17 protein-coding genes are annotated in these 18,081 nt (G+C 70.5%); 3 read left to right on the forward strand and 14 right to left on the reverse strand.

All coding sequences use genetic code 11. The annotated features are described in order from the left end of the window. The first annotated feature begins 79 nt into the window (after window positions 1-79). Both SM754_RS19865 and SM754_RS19870 read left to right on the forward strand, forming a co-directional pair. Entirely contained in the window at window positions 80-1,873 is a 1,794-nt protein-coding gene (locus SM754_RS19865; protein WP_323677880.1) for a nitrite/sulfite reductase, read from the forward strand. A gap of 34 nt (window positions 1,874-1,907) precedes the next feature. Next, window positions 1,908-2,204: a DUF6360 family protein gene (locus SM754_RS19870; protein WP_323677881.1), complete on the forward strand. Its 297-nt coding sequence runs from the start codon at window positions 1,908-1,910 to the stop codon at window positions 2,202-2,204. Window positions 2,205-2,221: 17 nt separating this feature from the next. On the opposite strand, the gene SM754_RS19875 is transcribed toward SM754_RS19870, so the two are convergent. The 4 genes from SM754_RS19875 to SM754_RS19890 all read right to left on the reverse strand — a co-directional run bounded on the left by SM754_RS19875 (window position 2,222) and on the right by SM754_RS19890 (window position 4,899). Beyond that, the gene (locus tag SM754_RS19875; RefSeq protein ID WP_323677882.1) at window positions 2,222-2,455 is read right to left on the reverse strand and encodes a DUF8106 domain-containing protein; all 234 of its coding nucleotides are present in this window, start codon (window positions 2,453-2,455) and stop codon (window positions 2,222-2,224) included. Window positions 2,456-2,563: 108 nt separating this feature from the next. Next, entirely contained in the window at window positions 2,564-3,427 is an 864-nt protein-coding gene (locus SM754_RS19880; RefSeq protein ID WP_323677883.1) for a ZIP family metal transporter, read from the reverse strand. A 33-nt stretch (window positions 3,428-3,460) separates the two neighbouring features. Further along, window positions 3,461-4,312: an aldo/keto reductase gene (locus tag SM754_RS19885; protein ID WP_323677884.1), complete on the reverse strand. Its 852-nt coding sequence runs from the start codon at window positions 4,310-4,312 to the stop codon at window positions 3,461-3,463. Window positions 4,313-4,476: 164 nt separating this feature from the next. Then, on the reverse strand, window positions 4,477-4,899 hold the full coding sequence (locus SM754_RS19890; protein WP_323677885.1) for a hypothetical protein: 423 nt from the start codon (window positions 4,897-4,899) through the stop codon (window positions 4,477-4,479). Window positions 4,900-5,023: 124 nt separating this feature from the next. On the opposite strand from SM754_RS19890, the gene SM754_RS19895 reads away from it, so the two are divergent. After that, window positions 5,024-6,016 carry an oxidoreductase gene (locus SM754_RS19895; RefSeq protein WP_323677886.1) on the forward strand — a complete coding sequence of 331 codons (993 nt, stop codon included), beginning with the start codon at window positions 5,024-5,026 and terminating at the stop codon, window positions 6,014-6,016. Here the strand turns inward: SM754_RS19895 and SM754_RS19900 are convergent. From SM754_RS19900 to SM754_RS19945, 10 genes are all read right to left on the reverse strand, one after another. Continuing rightward, a complete protein-coding gene (locus tag SM754_RS19900) occupies window positions 5,989-6,447 on the reverse strand; it encodes a hypothetical protein (RefSeq protein ID WP_323677887.1) in 459 nt (152 codons plus the stop codon). The genes SM754_RS19895 and SM754_RS19900 overlap by 28 nt on opposite strands. 96 nt (window positions 6,448-6,543) lie before the next feature. Beyond that, complete coding sequence (locus SM754_RS19905; RefSeq protein ID WP_323677888.1) at window positions 6,544-7,746, reverse strand: MBL fold metallo-hydrolase; 1,203 nt, start codon at window positions 7,744-7,746, stop codon at window positions 6,544-6,546. A 92-nt stretch (window positions 7,747-7,838) separates the two neighbouring features. Next, entirely contained in the window at window positions 7,839-10,166 is a 2,328-nt protein-coding gene (locus SM754_RS19910) for a nitric-oxide reductase large subunit (RefSeq protein ID WP_323677889.1), read from the reverse strand. Between the two features lie 143 nt (window positions 10,167-10,309). Further along, window positions 10,310-11,806: an FAD-dependent oxidoreductase gene (locus tag SM754_RS19915; protein ID WP_323677890.1), complete on the reverse strand. Its 1,497-nt coding sequence runs from the start codon at window positions 11,804-11,806 to the stop codon at window positions 10,310-10,312. 92 nt (window positions 11,807-11,898) lie between these two features. Next, window positions 11,899-12,315, reverse strand: a complete 417-nt coding sequence (locus SM754_RS19920; protein WP_323677891.1) for a CopG family ribbon-helix-helix protein — start codon at window positions 12,313-12,315, stop codon at window positions 11,899-11,901. A gap of 178 nt (window positions 12,316-12,493) precedes the next feature. Further along, window positions 12,494-12,889 carry a hypothetical protein gene (locus SM754_RS19925; protein ID WP_323677892.1) on the reverse strand — a complete coding sequence of 132 codons (396 nt, stop codon included), beginning with the start codon at window positions 12,887-12,889 and terminating at the stop codon, window positions 12,494-12,496. A 138-nt stretch (window positions 12,890-13,027) separates the two neighbouring features. Beyond that, entirely contained in the window at window positions 13,028-13,423 is a 396-nt protein-coding gene (locus tag SM754_RS19930; RefSeq protein ID WP_323677893.1) for a hypothetical protein, read from the reverse strand. A 69-nt stretch (window positions 13,424-13,492) separates the two neighbouring features. Further along, on the reverse strand, window positions 13,493-14,785 hold the full coding sequence (gene gdhB / locus SM754_RS19935) for a glutamate dehydrogenase GdhB (RefSeq protein ID WP_323677894.1): 1,293 nt from the start codon (window positions 14,783-14,785) through the stop codon (window positions 13,493-13,495). Window position 14,786: 1 nt separating this feature from the next. Further along, on the reverse strand, window positions 14,787-14,930 hold the full coding sequence (locus SM754_RS19940) for a rubrerythrin-like domain-containing protein (RefSeq protein WP_323677895.1): 144 nt from the start codon (window positions 14,928-14,930) through the stop codon (window positions 14,787-14,789). 192 nt (window positions 14,931-15,122) lie between these two features. Next, on the reverse strand, window positions 15,123-18,065 hold the full coding sequence (locus SM754_RS19945; protein WP_323677896.1) for a bacterio-opsin activator domain-containing protein: 2,943 nt from the start codon (window positions 18,063-18,065) through the stop codon (window positions 15,123-15,125). Window positions 18,066-18,081: the final 16 nt, after the last annotated feature.

Genomic DNA, 18,081 nt, shown 5'->3' on the forward strand with positions numbered 1-18,081 from the left:
CTCCGGTTTCGGCGAGTACCGGGGAGGTATGACGCGACGATTGCGGGTATGACCCCGTGGCGCGTGGGTTCGTGCACGAATGGCGACGGACGTCGAGGAGTGGAAGGCCGAGGTGTACGGGACGGACATCCGTGAGCACATCGAGCGGTTCGCCGAGGAGGGCTGGGAGTCGATCCCGGAGGACGAGCGCGACGCGTGGTTCGAGCGCTTCAAGTGGTACGGGTTGTACCACCAGCGCGCGGGCCAGGAGAGCTACTTCATGATGCGGATCGGGACGCCCGGTGGCGTGCTCGAACCCGGGCAGCTTCGGGTCGTCGGCGAGGTCGCGAAGGAGTACGCGACCGGGCCGGTGTCGAACCCGGAGTTCGGGGACGCGTGGGCGGACTTCACGACCCGGCAGAGCATCCAGCTGCACTGGATCAAGGTCGAGGACATCGTCGACGTCTGGGACGAACTCGAGAGCGCGGGGTTGTCGACCGTGCAGGCGTGCGGTGATTCCTGGCGGAACATCGTGTCGTGTCCGGTCGCGGGGAAGGACGCGCACGAGCACGTGGACGCGTTGGAGACTGTGCACGAGTTCCAGCGCGAGTTCAAGGAGAACGACCGCTACAAGAACATGCCTCGGAAGTGGAAGGTCGCGGTGACGGGGTGCGTGGAGGGCTGCGGGCAGGGCGACATCAACGACCTGGCGTTCGAGCCGGCGACGAAGGACGGCGTGAAGGGGTACAACGTCCGCGTCGGCGGTGGACTGGCGCGTAACGAGCCGCGGCTCGCGCGCGACATCGACGTGTTCGTCCCGCACGAGCGGGCGGCGGCGGTCGCGGACGGGATGTCGGCGCTGTTCGAGGAGTACGGGAACCGCGAGGACCGGTACTCGGCGCGCATCAAGTTCCTCGTCGACGAGTGGGGTGCCGAGGAGGTCCGGCGGGTCCTGCAGGAGGAGTTCGTGGAGTTCGAACTCCAGTCCGCTGGTGAGGGGTTCCGCGAGTCCTACAGTTACAACGCGGGCCGCGACGGTGACGGGCACGACGACCACGTGGGCGTGCACTCGCAGGCCGACGGCGCGAACTACGTCGGGCTGAACGTCCTCGTCGGGCGGATGGGTGTCGACGACGTCCTCGACCTCGCCGACCTCGCCGACGAGTACGGGAGCGGCGAGGTTCGACTCACGCAGCGCCAGAACGTCATCGTCACGGACGTTCCCGACGAGGACGTCGACGACCTCCTCGCGGAGGACCTGCTCGTGGATTACGAGCCGGAGCCGAGTCCGTTCATGCGTGGGTCCATCGCCTGTACGGGCACGGAGTTCTGCTCGCTGTCCATCGTGGAGACGAAGAACCGGATGGTCCGCTACGCGCGATACCTCCGGGACAACGTCGACCTCCCGGAGCCGGTGGAGGACTTCCACGTCCACCTCTCGGGCTGTACGGCGTCGTGCGCGCAACCCCAGATCGCGGACGTCTCGCTCCGGGGGATGAAGACGCGGAAGGACGGCGAGCCGGTGGAGGCGTTCGACCTCGGGCTCGGTGGCGGGCTCGGGGAGAACCCGCGGTTCGCGGACTGGGTCGGTGAACGCATCCCCGCTGACGAGGTGCCTGGCGCTATCGCGAACCTCGTCGCGTCCTACGAGGCGGAGCGGGAGGAAGGCGAGACGTTCCGGGACTTCGTCGAGCGGCACGACGAGGACGACCTGGAGGCGCTCGTCGAACCGGAGGAGACCGACTACGAGGACCCGATGATGCACAACACCAAGCGCACGTGGTATCCGTACGCGGAGGACGACGACATGGGGGCGTCGCCCGCGCCGACGGACGGCGACGGCGTCCCGCTCGACGCGAGCGCCGGAGACGACTCGGCGCCGGCGGACGACTGATGCTCGTCGCGACCGAACCCTCGGGTGAACACGCATGGTAGGACGCTTGATGCGCGTGAACGCGTACACGACGCTCGACCTCGTCGACGCCCGTATCCGCACCGCGGAGGACGAGGTCGCGGGCCTCGGCGTGGCGAACGCGACGAGCGACCGCGAGAACCCCGAGCACGTGCAACTCCAGTTCGAGGCGGACGGGCAGCCCGAGGGCGTCGCGGGGCACGTCGACGAGCTCGAACTCAGCCCCGCGCAAGCGCGCGAGCTCGCCGCGGCGCTCGAGACGCACGCTGACAAGGTCGATGCGGCGCAGGCTGCAGAACGGGACGGAGACTGAACGGTCGATTCCTGCGGTTAGTCGCTGTGGATGACGTCGGTGACGTCGTCGGAGAACTGCGGGCGGAGCGTGAGGCGCGCGTCGCAGCGCGGGCAGTGGACGGCGACGCCGTAACTCCGCTGGCGTTCGGTCCACTCGCCGTCGACGGGCGCGGTTCGGTCGCAGTCGGGACAGAACAGCGTCGCTTTCGCCGGCGTCGCTGGAGGCGGGTCGCTCGTGTCGTGTCGCTGGAGGGACTCGTGGGCGGTCATGGTGAACGGGCCTAGTGGCTGGAGGCGCATAAGTTCACTCTGAGCCTGTTTCACCATGCCAAACGTGTGATTGACGAACGTGACGGGTGTCGCGAGCGCGCTCACTCCTCACCCCAGGGTGACGTCGAGGTAGAGCATGACGACGACGCCGACCATGAGGCCGGCGGTGGCGACGCGCTCGTGGCCGCCCTGGTGGGTCTCGGGGACGATCTCGTCGCTGATGACGAACAGCATCGCGCCGGCGGCGAACCCCATCGCGTACGGCAGGAGGGGCGCGACGAGCGTGACGGCGAGCGCGCCGAGGACGCACAGCGGGATTTCGACGAGTCCGGAGCGGACGCCGGTGAAGACGGCGTACGCGCGCCGGTCGAACCCGGCGTTGATGGCGGCGACGGACACCGCGAGTCCCTCCGGGATGTTCTGGATGCCGATGGCGAGCATGAGCGCGAGCGCGTCCGCGAGCGCCGCCGTCTGTTCGGCGCCGTTCGCGGCCTGCGCGGCGTTCCCGAACCCGACGCCGACGGCGAGCCCTTCGGGCATGTTGTGGAGCGTGATGGCGAGGATGAACAGGACGACGCCGGCGACCTTCGACTCGTCGACGGGGCTCCCGGCGGCGTCGTAGCCGACGTCGTCGCGGCGCTTCCCGGTGAGGAGGTAGTGCGCGTGCGGGACGAACCGGTCGGCCTGGTCGAGGAACGCGGCACCGAGGAGGATGCCGACGAGGACGGGGATGGGGTCGCCGCCGGCGGCCTCGATTCCGGGGAGGATGAGGCTCGTGAACGCGGCGGCGAGCATCACGCCCGCGGCGAACCCGAGCGCGCCGTCGAGCGTGCGCTCGCTCGGGTCGCGGACGACGAGGATCGCGGACGCCCCGAGCAGGTTCAGGCCGGCGATGACGAACCCGCCGACGAGCGCCTGCACGAGCACGCTGTCACCGACGAGTTCGACGAACAGGTCCGTGGCCGCGGTCATTCGTCGAAGGGGACGCTCGCCCGGGCCTTCAAGCTATGCCGCGTCGTCGAGGCGCGCGACCTCGTCGTCGCTGAGGTCGATTGCGCTGGCGGCGACGTTCTCTTCGAGGTGTTCGATGCTGGAGGTGCCGGGGATGGGGAGGGTGACGTCGCTCGTGTGGAGGAGCCAGGCGAGCGCGATCTGTTCGCGTGTGGCGTCGTGCGCGCTGGCGACGTCGTCGACGGCGTCGTCGTCGTCGAGGTCGCCGGCGGCGAGCGGATACCAGGGGATGAAGCCGGCGTCGTTGTCCTCGCACCACTCCAGGACCGCTCGCTCCTCGCGGTAGGAGAGGTTGAAGCGGTTCTGGACCGTCGCGATGTCGACGACGTCGCTCGCGCGGTCGAGCTGTTCGACGGAGTAGTTCGACACGCCGACGTGACGGATGACGCCTTCGTCCTGGAGTTCCGCGAGCGCGTGCAGGGAGTCCTCGACGTCGACGTCGGGGTCGGGGCGATGATGCTGGTAGAGGTCGATGCAGTCGACGCCGAGGCGGTCGAGGCTCGCGAAGTGCGCGTTCTTCAGGTAGTCCGGGTCGCCCATCGGCTTCCACTCGCCGTCGCGATTCCGGAGCAGGCCGCCTTTCGTCGCGACGAACACGTCCGGGTCGTCGTACGGATGCAGCGCTTCGCGGATGAGGCGCTCGCTCACGCCGGGGCCGTACGAGTCCGCGGTGTCGACGAAGTCGACGCCGAGGTCCGTCGCGTGCTGGAGGACGTCCCGCGCGGCGTCCTCGTCCGCCGGCGGCCCCGTGATGTCTTCGCCCGTGACCCGCATCGCGCCGTACCCGAGCCGATGCACCTCGTCTGTGCCACCGATCGCGAACGTCTCGGAGTGATTCTCGACCATACTCCGACGTCACTCGCCGGACGCGTATGGGTTTCCCAACCCGGACGCGTTCGCCGGTTCACGAAAGAGGGGGGTCGGCGACGCGGAATCGTCGGCTGGGGGTCGCGGCTCGCGGTGAGCGATGGTCTCGTGGACGGTCCGTCGGGTGCGAGCGAGCGCAGCGTTCAGACCGCTCCCCTGTCGACGCACTCGTGCTCCAGGTAGGTCAACCGATGCCGGTCGTCGGTTCGCGTCAGGGTGCAGTAGATGCTGTTCTCGCAGTCCGACTCGGCGATCTCCCAGTTCGTGGTCGCCCGTGGGCGGGGTCGTATATCGTCGACGTTCACCAAGAGCTCGTACGTTCCAGGCTGGACGTCCGCCTCGATTCGTCGAGCGGACGCCGCCGGAACCGTGGCGAGTTGCCCGAACACGTGCGTCTCCTCGCCCTTCGTCAGGTCGGTGTACATCTCTTGTTCGCTGCGGGTCTCGTTCACCAGGTGGACCGTCGCCGTCTGCGTCTTGTGTCCGAGGTCAGCGCAGCCCGAAAGCGGGATGGCGGTTGCTGCGGTCGCCAGGAGCACCGTGCGTCGGTTCGTACGCGGGACCATACTCCCACGCCCGAACCCCTCCGGAAAATGTCTTGTCAGATATGATGAAACGTTTCGTCGCGGCCGTGGCGTTCGGGATACCGCGAGGCGAGTGCCCTTGAACGTCCAGCCCCTGTTGTCGGGTATGAGTGGCTGGAGCGAGGCGGACGTCCCGGACTGTTCCGGGCAGACGGTCGTGGTAACGGGCGCGAACAGTGGCATCGGTCGGGAGGCGACCAGGGCGCTCGCGGCGCGCGGCGCGACGGTCGTGATGGCGGTCCGGTCGACGGACCGCGGGCGCGACGCCGCCGAGGGCATCCGTGACGAGATCGCGGCGCGTGGGACGAGCACGCCGGGGAAGCTGGAGGTCCGCGAGTGCGACCTCGCGGACCTCGATTCGGTCGCGTCGTTCGTCGACGACGTCCGCGAGGCGTACGACGAACTGGACGTCCTCGCGAACAACGCGGGCGTGATGGCGGTCCCGTACTCGGAGACGGCGCAGGGGTTCGAGACGCAGTTCGGCGTGAACCACGTCGGGCACTTCGCGCTCACCGAGGGGCTCCTCGGGCTCCTCGCGGCGAGCGACGGGGAGGCGCGCGTGGTCACGCAGTCGAGCGGACTGCACGAGAACGGCGACATCGACTTCGACCGGGTTCGGCCGCGGAGCGCGGACCCCGCGGACGACCCCGAGCGCGGGTACGACGAGTGGGCGGCGTACGGGCAGAGCAAGCTCGCGAACGTCCTCTTCGCCCGGGAGCTCGACGCCCGGCTCGACGATGCGGGGGTCGCGGACGTGACGAGCGTCGCGGTGCATCCGGGATACGCGGCGACGAACCTCCAGAAGCGCGGGCCCGAGCAGCGCGGCTCCGTGCTTCGGAAGTACGCGATGGAGGTTGCGAACGCGGTGGTCGCGCAGTCCGCGGCCGACGGTGCGCTCCCGCTGCTGTACGCCGCGACCGCCAGCGACGTCGCGGGCGGCGCGTACTACGGCCCCGGCGGGTTGATGAACATGCGCGGGAGCCCGGAGCGCCAGGAGCCGAGCGCTCGCGCGCTCGACGACGACCTCGCGCGCCGCCTCTGGGAGGCCAGCGAGGAACACACGGGCATCAGCTACGACTTCGACGCGCTCGCGGCCTGACCCCGCCGGGCGCGGGCGTACGCGACGAGGTGGCGGACCCCGGCACCGACGAGGTAGCCGACGTCACCGAGGACGACGGCGATTGTCGCCACGCCGACGAGGAGGGAGACGGGGGCTGCCGGCTCCGTGGTGGGTCCCCAACTGATTCCCGGCACGGCGAACCACCATACCGTCGCGCCGGCCGCGACGACCCCGACGAGCGCACCAGCGCGGTCGTACCCGCTTCCGGCGGCGACGAGCAACAGCGCGAGGTGTGCGTATCCCGCGACCGCCCAGCCGGTCGGGAGCCCGAGGTCGGCGAGCGGGAACGCGGTCAGTGGCACGTTGAACGCGCCGACGGCGAGTCCGACGACGACGCCGACCGCGAGCCAGCGACGCCGGACGGCCGGGGTTCCGACCCACGTCTCGCGAGCGAGGAGGGCGTCGCGCATCGTCGAGCGGTTCCGTGGCCAGTCACAAGAGTTCCCGGGCTGGAGGGCGTCTCGACGGGTTCGGTGCGGCGCGCTCGTCGGTGACGGCGCTCGCGACTACTCGCCGGCGGCGCAGTTGTTCGGGCCGAGTTCGAGATCGAACGCCTCGCCGTCGCTCACGTGCTCTTGCCCGAGGTTCGTGGCGATGATGCGCTCGTAGTTGTTCGGGCGCGGCGGCATCCCCGAGAGGATGGCGTCGACGAAGTCCTCGCGGTCGCGCTCGAACGCGGGGAGGCGCTCGCGCAGGTCGCCGACGGTGGCGGCGTACGTGCCGTCGTCGCGGGGGGTCGCGCTCTCGCTCGTGTGTCCCGGTGCGACGAGGACGTCGTCTGCGTCCCGAGGCGACGCGTCCGCGAGCGTCTGGATGGTGTCGTAGAGCCGGCGGGCGGCGTCCTCGGCGCCCGCGTCGCCCTCCTCGAGGTCGGGGCGAGCGACCGCGTCGGTGAATATCGTGTCGCCGGTGAGGAGGACGTCGCCGACGCGGTACCCGAGGGTCTCGCTCGTGTGTCCCGGCAGTGCGATGGCTTCGACGGCGACGTCGCCGACCCGTCTCTCGTCGCCGGCTTCGACGTACTCCGCGTCGCCCTGGTAGCCGCGGTCGTCGGCGCCGGCGGGGACGAGCGCCTGGGCGCCGGTGGCGTCGGCGACGGTGGCGACGCCGGAGACGTGGTCGGCGTGCACGTGCGTGTCAACGGCGGACACGAGCGTGGCGTCGCGGTCGTCGGCCGCGGCGGCGTACTCGCTGGCGAACGCGCGCAGCGGGTCGACGACCATCGCTTCGCCGGCGCTCACGATGACATAGGCGAGACAGCCCGAGCTCGGCCGGTGGAACTGGAGGACGGTCGCGCCTTCTGGCGTGTATTCGGCCGGCAGCTCGCGGGATTCGTAGAGCCCGGCCCAGCCGCGCATGCCGTCGTCGAGCGCGACGATGTCGTAGCCCTCGTTCGCGAGGAACTTCGCGACGTACAGGCTCGACAGTCCCTTCGCGCAGCACGTCACGATGGGGGCGTCGTACGAGTCGGGGAGTGCGTCGGTGAACGACGCGGGGGCGGTGGTCGCGGGGTCGTCGCCGTCGATGAACGCGGTGAACGGGACGTTGATGGCGGTGACGGTGTCGCCGTCGATGTGCCACGTCTCGTAGTCCGCGGGCCGGCGCGTGTCGAGGACGACGACGTGCTCGCCCGCGTCGAGTCGCGCCTTCAGCGTGCTCGCGGTTATCTCGGGGACGACCGCGTCGACTGTGGGGAACTGCTCGGACATACCTGGTCGAAGGCGACGGAGACAGAAAAGTGCGATGCGTACAATAACGGGTGCGTCGTCGCCGGCCGTGGTCCGGGTGCCCGACCGACCGGTCAGTCGTCGTCGCTGGCGCGTGCGTCGGCGGGGTCGGTGTCGGCGAAGACCCGGCCGGCGATCGGGCCGGTGCCGGTCGCGGCGTCGTCCTCGCTGGCGGCGTCGCGGAGCACGAACCGTTTCTTCACGACGTCGTAGGCGAACACGACGGTGCCGGCGATGAGGAGGACGTCACCGGGGAAGCGCGCCCAGAAGAACAGCTGGACGAGGTCGCGCTCGTAGAACGCGAGCGAGCGGGCGACGGCGTACCCTTCGGTGAACGCGGTCTCGAGCTGGAGGAAGCCGACGGGGAGGAGGCTGACGACGACCATGATGGCGAGGCCGGCGTTCCACAGCCAGAACGCCCAGCGGATGCGGCGCCCGACCCACCGGGCGGGGTCGACGGACAGCCGGAGCATGTACGTCGCCATGCCGAGGGCGAGGAACCCGAACGCGCCGAACATCGCGGCGTGAGCGTGCGCGACGGTGAGGTACGTGCCGTGCTCGAAGTAGTTGACGAGCGGGAGGTTGATGAAGAACCCGAGGACGCCCGCGCCGACGAAGTTCCAGACGCCGGAGGCGACGATGAACGCGAACGGGAGGCTGTACGGGAACCCGTCCGGGCCGGCGGCGAGCGCGCGGTACTCGTTGATGGCTTCGAAGAGGATGAACACGAGTGGGACGAGTTCGAGCGTCGAGAACACGCTCCCGAAGGGGATCCAGACGTCGGGCTGTCCGACCCACCAGTAGTGGTGAGAGACGCCGATGACGCCGCTCCCCATCACGAACAGCGCCTCGAACATCACGGCCTTCTCCGCGGAACGCTTCTTGAGGAGCCCCATGGAGACGAGCGTGATGCCGACGACGGCGACGATGAAGAACTCGAACGCGCCCTCGACCCACATGTGGACGACCCACCACCGCCAGAACTCGGTCATGACGATGTTCGACTGGGGCGTGTAGAGGTTCCCGGCGACGAACAGGAGCGCGATGGAGCCGCCGGCGTACAGTATCATGTGCGCGAGCCCGTACCGGGGTTCGCGGTCGAGCAGCGGCTTGAAGCCGCGGGCGACGAGGACGGCCCACGCGACGAACCCGGCGAGGAGCCCGGCCTGCCAGAGGCGACCGACTTCGAGGTACTCGAGGCCCTCGTTGCCGAGTATCCACCAGAGGTCGCCGAAGTACCCCTGCGAGCCGAGGTAGACGCCGACGACGCTCCCGACGACCACGACGACGAGCGCGCCGAGCAGCCCGTTCACGTACCGCGCCTGGTTCGCCGGCTCGTGGTTGGTGAGGAGTCCGGGGAGGAAGAGGCCGGCGCCGAGCCAGAGCGTCGCGATCCAGACGATCGCGAGGTCGATGTGATAGGTCTTCGCGAGCGCGAACGGGAGGAGCTGGAGGACGTTCACGCCGAGGGCGTCGCCGAGCCCGAAGAACGCGGCGCGCTCGACGTAGAAGTGCGCGAGGAGCGCGCCGAGCAGCACCTGGACGACGAACAGCGCGGCGGCGACGGGGACGTACCGGCTGGCGGCGCGCTGACTTGGCAGCAACGCCACGTCGCCCGGGTCGGGGACGGCTATCGAGTCGACCTCGGGTTCGGGGAGTTCCACGGACGTGTACAGCCAGACGCCGATGCCGGCGGCGGCGACGAGCAGGACCATGGCGCCGACGCTCCACGTCATCGTCGCGCCCGCGGGCGTGTTCCCGGCGGCCTCGTTGTACGGCCACTCGTTCGTGTACGAGTGCTCGCTCCCAGGGCGGTCGGTGTGCGAGACGAGCGCGGTCCACATCGCGAAGTCCGCGAACTCGCGCGCCGCGTCCTCGGTCGCGATCATCCCTTCGGGAACGCCCCGTTCGTCGCTCCCCTCGTGGTAGCGCTCGACGTACACCTCGCGCACCCGTTCGTGGGCGTACGCCTCCGCGGCGGAGTACCGGACGACGCCGTCGGTGCCCGCGCCCGAGTCGAGGTCGCGCTGGACGCGGCTGTCGACGGCGGCCTGCTCGGGCGGCGAGAGCGCCGCGTAGTCGGCGTCGTGACGCCGCTCGGCGTGGTACTCGCGCATGAACTCGACCTTGAGGCTGAGGGCGTCGGCGGTGTAGTCCTCGCCGTAGTACGCGCCGTTCCCGAGGATCGACCCGTGGTTCATGAGCCCGTTCCGCTGGAACGCGACCTTCCCGTCGCGGACGTCCGTCTCGGTGAGGACGACGTCGCCGTCGGGACCCTCGATGCGGTCGGGGATGGCCGGCTGGTGCTGGTAGGAGTACGCGGCACCGGCCGCCATCACGACGAGGTTCCCGACGAACACCGCGACGAGGAGCTTCGCGATGGTTCCTCGTTCGAGTCGCATACGTCGACGTCGCCGCGCCAGGGTTCTTAAACGGAGACCGAATTACGATGGTGCAGGAACTCCACCGAACGTCTTCGGACGCTCGACGCGGTCGACCGGCGTGCGGTCGGTCGACCGCCGCGGTATGCCCGTGGTGTGTTCGGTTACTCGTCGAGCGACCCGCGGAGGACCTTCGCGGCGGTGAGGACGGGGTCCCAGACGGGCGAGAACGGCGGGGCGTACGCGAGGTCGGTGCGTTCCAGGTCGCCGACGGTCATCCCGGCTTCGAGCGCGGTCGCGACGGTGTCGATGCGGACGGCGGCGCGGTCGGTGCCGGCGATGGCGCCGCCGAGCAGGCGTTCGCTCTCGCGGTCGGCGACGAGCGTCACCGTCGTCTCGGCGGCGCCCGGGTAGTATCCCGACCGCGACCGCGTCGTGATCGTCTCGGTCACGGCGTCGAACCCGTGCTCGCGCGCCGCCTCGTGGTCGGTGATGCCCGTGCGGCCGACCTCCAGCTCGAACGCCTTCGTGACGGCGGTGCCGGCGACCGTCCCGACGGGTTCGCGGTCCGCCGGCGACACGCCGCCGTGACCGCCGGTATCGCCGTCGCTCTCGGTGTCGTGGTCGGTGCGGGCGACGGTGGTGCCGACGGCGCGCCCGGCGCGGTTCGCGGTGAGGCCGAGGGGCACCCACGTCGACTCGCCCGTGACGGCGTGGGTCGTCTCGGCGCAGTCGCCGGCGGCGTACACGCCGTCGACGGTCGTCGCGCCGAACTCGTCGACCGCGACCGCACCGCTCTCGCCGAGCGCGACGGGCGTGTCCGCGAGCAGGTCGGTGTTCGGGCGGACGCCGATGCCGACGAGCGCGAGCTCGCAGGACAGCGTCGACCCGTCCGCGCACGTGAGACCGCCGACGCGGCCATTTCCGTCGTCTTCGAGTCGTGTGACTTCCTCGCCGAGGTGGAGCGTGACGTCGTGCTCGCGCAGCGTCTCCTCGACGCGCTCGGCGATGGGTTCGCCGAAGGACTCGAGGACGTGCTCGGGGCGCTGGAACAGGTGGACGTCGAGGTCGTGCGCGCTGAACGCCTCGGCCATCTCCACGCCGACGTACCCGCCACCGACGATGGCGACGGTCTCCGGCGGGTCGAGCGCGCCACAGCGCTCGACGCGTTCGCGGTCGACGTACGCTTCGCCGCCGACCGCGCCGAGGTGGTCGGCGTCCGGGTCCATGAGGAGCGCCCTGGTCGCGGCGGCGTTGTCGAGGCCGTGCATCGGGAGCGCCGCGTCGAGCTCGTGGCCGTCGATGGGGTCGGTGACGGCGTGCGCGCCCGTCGCGACGAGGAGGTCGTCGTACGGTTGCTCGAACTGGCCGTTCGGGCCGTCGACGCCGACCGTCTCCGCGTCGACGTTCACGCCCGTAACCTCGTGCTCGCGCCGCAGGTCGACGCCGCGCTCGGCGACCGCGTCGGGCGACAGCGACAGGAGGTCGTCGAGACCGTCGACCTCGCCCTTCACGAAGTACGGCGTCCCGCAGTGCGCGTACGATATCCAGCGCCCCTTCTCGAAGACGACGACGTCGCGCTCGGGCGCCTCGCGTCTGGCCTTGCTCGCGGCGCTCAAGCCGGCGGCGTCACCGCCGACGACGACGAACGGGTCGGACATACCACACGCGTCGCTCGCCACGGGTAATACGTTATCCCCGGAATCGCCCGCAGTGCGCACGACCGCGGTGGGTTGGCGGCGCTGCCGACGGCTCAGACGACGGGGTCGTCGTCGACGGGCGTCACGGAGTAGTCGACGGTGGTCGTGCCCTTGGTGGCGCGGACCTTCCCGACGAACGCGGAGATCTGTTCGAGGCTGCCCTCGAGGACGAACAGCTCCATGCACTGATGGTCGCCGACGTGATTGTGGAAGTTCGACTTCACGAGGCCCTCGTACTCGTGGCGGAGGTTCATCATGCGCTGCTCGGCGTTCGTGGTCTCGAAGTCGAAGAGGACGGTGATGACGCCGATGAGCTGGCGGTCCTCCAGCTGTTTGTCCTCGAACTCGCCCAGGAGGTTCCGCGCGCCTTCGCGGAGCACCTCCGAGCGGCCGGTGTAGCCGTGTTCGTCCGCGAACTCGTCGATTCTGTCCAGCAGTTCCTGTGGCATCGAGACGCTCGCAACCGTCATGATACTAACGTAGACTGCTTCAGTTAATAAGGATTGGTAATACTCGCGCGGTCCCGGGGTGGTCACGACCGACCGAGCGCCGGGAACGACCCGGTTCGAGCGCCGGGGTCCGGACGCTGTGTGTGTGCCAGCGATATCGGTTCGGGTAGGGTCCGGCGTGCGTGCCAGCGGTGTCGGTTCAGGCGGGACCGGTGCCGTCGCGCGGCTCGTCGGTCCGTTCGCCGCTCAGCCAGCCGCCGGCGAACGCGAGGAAGGCGACGACGGCGCCGAGCGCGACCGCGGTGGTCGTCTCGAGCGAGACGAAGTCGACGTAGACGACGGTGCCGACGCCGACGAGTGCGAGGCCGAACGCGCCGACCGCGTCGACCGCCCAGCGCGCGGGGCCGGCGAGCGCCTCGGCGAGGAGCGCGACGAGGACGAACGCGAGGACCGCGGCGAGCGCGCCCGCGCCGACGCCGACGATGCCGGCGCCGACGTCCGCAGTGGGCGCGAGTGCTTCGATGACCGCGACGGCGACGACGCCGAACGCGACCACGGCCGAGCCAGCGGCGACGAGGAGACGGTGGAGTATCATGCCTAGAGAGACGCGCCGCGAGCGCAAATACGCCGAGTACGGGTCTCACGGCCCGAGAAACACGAACCGACGACGCGGAGTCCAGTGGTCGGGGCGACGACGGCGGTCAGACCAGCCAGCGTTTCGGGAGGACGGCGGTCAGACCAGCCAGCGTTTCCGGACGGTCACCTCGTAGACGGCGCCCTCGTACTCGACGTACAGCGTCCCGGCGACCGCGTCGTCGTCGGGGGCGCTGGCGGCGCCCGGTATCGCTGCAATCGTTCGGTTCAGCTTCGCGAACCGTCGCTCGGACACCCGGACGAGCCCGTTGCCCTCGGTCGCCGCCTCTGTCAGCGCACGCTGTATCGCACTCGCGTCCGCCAACGCCGGGGCCCCGGCGTCCACGGTGGACGCGTTCCCCGGCGCGAGGTCGGTGCGCTCGGCGTAGACGACGTACTGAACTCCCGTCTCCGCCGACCCGCCGGGCGCTCCCCCGCACCCGGCGAGCGCGACGAGGACCGCGACGACCACGGCGGCGCGAACCATCGGCTGCACGACAGCCCGTTCGTCGACGAGGGTCGAAAACCTCCTGCTTGGAACGCGTGGGGCGTCCCCGAGCGTTCGCTACGGCCAGAGGCCGCGGGTCGCGTGCGCCTCCGCGACCCGGGAGAGCGCGACGACGTACGCCGCCTCCCGCCACGTGACGTCGCGCGCCTCGAACTCCTCGCGGACGCGACGCCAGGCCGACTGCATCTCCGCGTCGAGCTCCTCGTGGACGCGTTCGAGACTCCACTTCCGGCGGTTGATGTCCTGCAGCCACTCGAAGTAGCTCACGGTGACGCCACCGGCGTTCGCGAGGATGTCCGGGACGACGGGTATCTCGCGCTCCGCGAACACCTCGCTCGCGCCGCTGGTCGTCGGGCCGTTCGCGCCCTCGACGACCAGGTCGGCGCTGACGTCGCCGGCGTTCGCGGCGGTCAGGACGTTCCCGACGGCCGCGGGCACGAGGACGTCGACGTCCAGTTCGAGCAACTCGTCGTTCGTCACGGTCGCCGGCGCGTCGTGCCCGAGCACCGCCTCCGGCTCCTCGTCGTGCGTCGGGATGGCGTGCGTGTCGAGCCCGTCGGAATCGTAGATGCCGCCGTTCACGTCGCTCACGGCGACGACGTCCGCGCCCCAGTCGTCGAGCAGGCGCGCGGCGTTCGCGCCGACGCTCCCGAACCCCTGGATGGCGACGGTCGTCCCGGCGAGGTCGTCGCCGTAGTACTCGACGGCCTCCCGGGTGACGAGCGCGACGCTCCGCCCCGGGGCGGCGTCCCGGCCTTCGCTCCCGCCGACGACCGGCGGTTTGCCGGTGACGACGCCGGGCGTCGTCTCCCCCTCCTGCATCGAGTACGCGTCCATCAGCCACGCCATCGTCTGCGGGGTCGTCCCCATGTCAGGCGCCGGGATGTCCGTGTTCGGTCCGATGACGTCGCGGAGTTCGCCCGCGAACCGACGCGTGAGGCGTTCGGTCTCCGCGTCGCTGAGGGACTTCGGGTCGACGGCGACGCCGCCCTTCGCCCCACCGAACGGCAGGTCCATGACGGCGCACTTCCAGGTCATCCACATCCCGAGCCCGACGCACTCGTCGCGCGTCACGTCCGGATGGTACCGCAGGCCGCCCTTGAACGGCCCGCGGACGCTGTCGTGCTGCGCGCGATACCCGGTGAAGACGTCGACGGTGCCGTCGTCGCGCTCGACCGGGACCGTCACCTCGTGGACGGCCTTCGGGTGCGCGAGCCGCTCGACGATGTTCTCGTCGACGTCGAGGAGCGTCGCGGCTCGCCGAAGCTGGCGTCGCGCGGTCTCCAGCGCGGACTCGGACTCCTCGGACTCGCGCTCGGGGTCGTCGTTCGCGGTTGATGTCGACGCCATCTCACTCGAGAGGCGTCCGTCGATTCCGTAACGCGCCCGCGCAGTCGGGGCACGTGCCGGGGTTACTCTCGGCGACCACGATGCTCCCGCACTCGAAGCACTCGTAGGGCGACGCGTCGTTCGGGTCTTTGGATACGTCCTTCATGATTACGCCGAGCACCGTCGGATGCCGCGGGTGCTCTACCCCACCCTACCGGCGCGTCCCCCGAGTGCTCGACCGTTGGTCATCGAACCCCACGACGAGAACGGGGTTTACCACTCAACCCTCCGACTGGACGAGGTCGGACTCGCGGCCCCGGTGTCGGTCAGGGCTCGGGCGACGTCACCGGTCTGTCGGTCAAGGCTCGGGGGGCGTCACCGGGACGTGCTCGTCGACGAGTGCGGCGAAGAGCTTCCGCTGGACGGCGCGGACGTGCTGGTAGAACGCCTGCGGGGAGATGCCCAGCGAGTCCGCGACCGTCTCGCCGGTCGCCTGCCGCGGCGACTCGAAGAACCCGCTGTAGTACGCGGTCTCGAGCACCTCGAGCTGGCGGTCGGTCAGCCGGTCGATGACCGTCGCGTAGAACCCGTTCTCGGACGCCTGGTCGCGGGTCTGTTTCGACACGAGCTCCACGTCGTCGAACCGCTCCTCGACGAGGCGCGCGACCCGGCGCGCGTCGACGCGACCCGGGACGTCCACGGTGAGCGTCGCCCCCGTCGGAGTCGCGTCGATACGCCGGACGACCGCGCCGTGGTCCGCGAGCTCGGTGGCGAGGAACGGCCCGGACAGCCCGAGTCGCACCACGCCACCGCCGTCGCCACCGGCCATCCGCCGGGCGTCCTCCACGCCGACGAGCGACGACGCGGCGTCGACGACCGCGTCGACCGACGCATCGTCGACGGTGACGAACACCTGACTCCCCGTCGACGTCTGCCTGACACCGCCCTCGTACGCTATCGTGCAGTCCGCGGCCTCGGCGAGGTCCGCGAGCACGAACGACCGGTCGGCGACCGCGAACTCGACGCGCGTCATCGACGTCGTCAGGAGCGCTCGCTTGCGCTCGCCCGCGCTGATGGCGGCGGCGATGGTCTCCGCGAGCTCCGCGAGCACCGTCCGTATCGTCTCGTCGAACGCGTCCGGCGTCTCCGCGTACACCGTCAGCACGCCGTGGGTCGCGTCGTTGTACGCCAGCGGGACGCTCAACACCGACAGGAGGTTCCGCGCGAGCGCATCCTTCCGCCAGGGGGCCGCGCGCAGGTCCGCGGCGACGTTCTCCACGACGCACGGCGCCCCCGTCGCGGCGGCTCGACCCGCCGGGTCGACGCCGGCGTCCGCGACCTCGATGGGCCTCGCGTCGAGGTAGCCGTCGTCCGCGCCCGCCCACGCCGCCGGCTCGACGGTGTCCGTCGTCGCGTCGACGTGCCCGACCCACGCGAACCGGAAGCGGTCGTCCGCAGTCAGGCGCTCGCAGACCGTGTGATCTATCTCCTCGCGGGTCTCCGCGGCGACGAGCGCCTGGTCGATCTCGCGGATCGTCTCGTTGATCCGGTTGAGCGCGGTGAGCTCGTCGTTGCGCGCCTGCAGCTCGCGGTCCTGCCGGCGGAGCCGGGACTCCCGGCGCACGCGGTCGAGCGCCGCCTCCGCGGTCGCCGCGAGCAGGTCCGCGAGCTCTCGCGTGACGTCGTCGAACGCACCCACCTCGGTGGTGCCGGCGACGAACACGCCGTGGTTCCCCAGGGGGATGTACGCCGCACTCCGGAGGTCGGTCGCGGGGTTCGCGAGCCGGTCGGCGTCGTGGACGTCGTCGAAGAACAGCGACTCGTTCTCGACGAAACTGTGACTCGTCAGGTCCCGGCCGTCGGCCTGCACGGTCGGGAGCGCGCCGTGGGCGTCCCGCATCGCCTGCGTGTACGCGGCCGGCCGGAGGTGGTTCTCGTCGGCGTCGAACACGTACACGGCGCTCGCGTCGAGGTCCAGCACGGAGGCGGTGTCGTCGACGACGTGCTGGACGATCTCCTGGTCGGTCTCGGCGTACAGGAAGTCCCGGGCGGTCTCCTGGAGCGTCGCGAGCGCCTCCTCGCGTTGCTTGCGTTTCGTGATGTCCCGGCAACTGTAGAGGACGGTGCCGTCCTGGATGGCGACCTCGCGGACGTTCACGAGGAGCGTGTGCTCGCGCCCGGCCTTGTCCGTCGCCGTCGTCTCGATGTTCTTCAGGACGCCCTCGTCGGCGAGTTCCTCGCGGTCGAAGAGGTCCTCGCCGAGGAGCGCGTCGATCGTCCCGAGGTCGCGGATCTCGTCGGCGTCGTACCCGAAGATGAAGTGGACGTTCGGGCAGACGTACGTGTACGCGCCGTCCTCGTCGGCGATGAGGACGGTGTCCGTCATGTTGTTGAGCGTGACGCGATGCAGTTCCTCGGACCGCCGGAGGTCGCGTTCGAGGTCGACGCGGTCCGCGATGTCGACGCCGTCGACGACGACGGAGACGAGGTCGCCGCGGTCGTCGGTGACGGGTCGCGCAGAGAGCTCGATGACGCGGCCGTCCGCGGGGTCGTCGCGGACGACGACGGCGTGCCCGAACGACCCGGAGAGCGCGGTCTCGACGATCCGCCTGACGTCCTCGCGAGCGTCGCCCGGCGCGGTCGGCGCGCCCGAACCGGTGTCGGCGTCGGCGCTCGTCGCGTCGGTCGGGCCGACGCTCGCGGCGACGTCACGCCACCACGGGAGCGTCCAGAACGGGTCGCCGACGAGGGCGTCGACGTCCGCGTCCACCATGCCGCGAGCGGTCCCGTTGACGCGGGCGAGCGTGCCGTCGGGTTCGAGCACCCAGGTCGCGGTCCGGTCGTCGTGGAAGATGGCGTCGAACTGGTGGGCGCGCTCGCGGCGCGTCCGCGACCGCCGCGCCTCGCGGATCGCGCGCTCGGTCCGCTCGAGGACCGCGTCGACCGCCCCGTCGTCGACGGCGACGTAGTCGGTGACGCCCGCGGCGACCGCGTCGCTCGCGAGCGCCTCGCTCCCGCCGGTCGCACCGAGGACGACGGGGAGGGTGGTCGTCCGCTCGCGGATGGCGTCGACGAGGTCGACCGCGGTCGCGTCGTCGATGGCGTCGTCGACGAGGACGGCGTCGACGTCGGTCGCGTCGAGCGCGGCGAGGGCGTCCTCGCGGGTTCGAACGCGCTCGACGACCGCGGTCGTCCGCTCGCAGAGTGCGGTCGCGAGCGTTGTCGTCCACGTCGTCGTACCGACGACGAGGAGCGTCGACGCGTCGAGGAGGGCGTCGCGGCCGGATGTGGAGTCGTCCATGATAGCGGGGTTCGTT

Source organism: Halorubellus amylolyticus (assembly GCF_034808145.1).
GTDB lineage: Archaea > Halobacteriota > Halobacteria > Halobacteriales > Natrialbaceae > Halorubellus.

What these genes read in the sequence shown, in the direction of transcription:
- SM754_RS19865 (WP_323677880.1), top strand. Translation starts at nt 80, where the DNA reads ATGGCGACGGACGTCGAGGAGTGGAAGGCCGAGGTGTACGGGACGGAC.
- SM754_RS19870 (WP_323677881.1), top strand. Translation starts at nt 1,908, where the DNA reads ATGGTAGGACGCTTGATGCGCGTGAACGCGTACACGACGCTCGACCTC.
- SM754_RS19875 (WP_323677882.1), bottom strand. Translation starts at nt 2,455, where the DNA reads ATGACCGCCCACGAGTCCCTCCAGCGACACGACACGAGCGACCCGCCT.
- SM754_RS19880 (WP_323677883.1), bottom strand. Translation starts at nt 3,427, where the DNA reads ATGACCGCGGCCACGGACCTGTTCGTCGAACTCGTCGGTGACAGCGTG.
- SM754_RS19885 (WP_323677884.1), bottom strand. Translation starts at nt 4,312, where the DNA reads ATGGTCGAGAATCACTCCGAGACGTTCGCGATCGGTGGCACAGACGAG.
- SM754_RS19890 (WP_323677885.1), bottom strand. Translation starts at nt 4,899, where the DNA reads ATGGTCCCGCGTACGAACCGACGCACGGTGCTCCTGGCGACCGCAGCA.
- SM754_RS19895 (WP_323677886.1), top strand. Translation starts at nt 5,024, where the DNA reads ATGAGTGGCTGGAGCGAGGCGGACGTCCCGGACTGTTCCGGGCAGACG.
- SM754_RS19900 (WP_323677887.1), bottom strand. Translation starts at nt 6,447, where the DNA reads ATGCGCGACGCCCTCCTCGCTCGCGAGACGTGGGTCGGAACCCCGGCC.
- SM754_RS19905 (WP_323677888.1), bottom strand. Translation starts at nt 7,746, where the DNA reads ATGTCCGAGCAGTTCCCCACAGTCGACGCGGTCGTCCCCGAGATAACC.
- SM754_RS19910 (WP_323677889.1), bottom strand. Translation starts at nt 10,166, where the DNA reads ATGCGACTCGAACGAGGAACCATCGCGAAGCTCCTCGTCGCGGTGTTC.
- SM754_RS19915 (WP_323677890.1), bottom strand. Translation starts at nt 11,806, where the DNA reads ATGTCCGACCCGTTCGTCGTCGTCGGCGGTGACGCCGCCGGCTTGAGC.
- SM754_RS19920 (WP_323677891.1), bottom strand. Translation starts at nt 12,315, where the DNA reads ATGACGGTTGCGAGCGTCTCGATGCCACAGGAACTGCTGGACAGAATC.
- SM754_RS19925 (WP_323677892.1), bottom strand. Translation starts at nt 12,889, where the DNA reads ATGATACTCCACCGTCTCCTCGTCGCCGCTGGCTCGGCCGTGGTCGCG.
- gdhB (WP_323677894.1), bottom strand. Translation starts at nt 14,785, where the DNA reads ATGGCGTCGACATCAACCGCGAACGACGACCCCGAGCGCGAGTCCGAG.
- SM754_RS19940 (WP_323677895.1), bottom strand. Translation starts at nt 14,930, where the DNA reads ATGAAGGACGTATCCAAAGACCCGAACGACGCGTCGCCCTACGAGTGC.
- SM754_RS19945 (WP_323677896.1), bottom strand. Translation starts at nt 18,065, where the DNA reads ATGGACGACTCCACATCCGGCCGCGACGCCCTCCTCGACGCGTCGACG.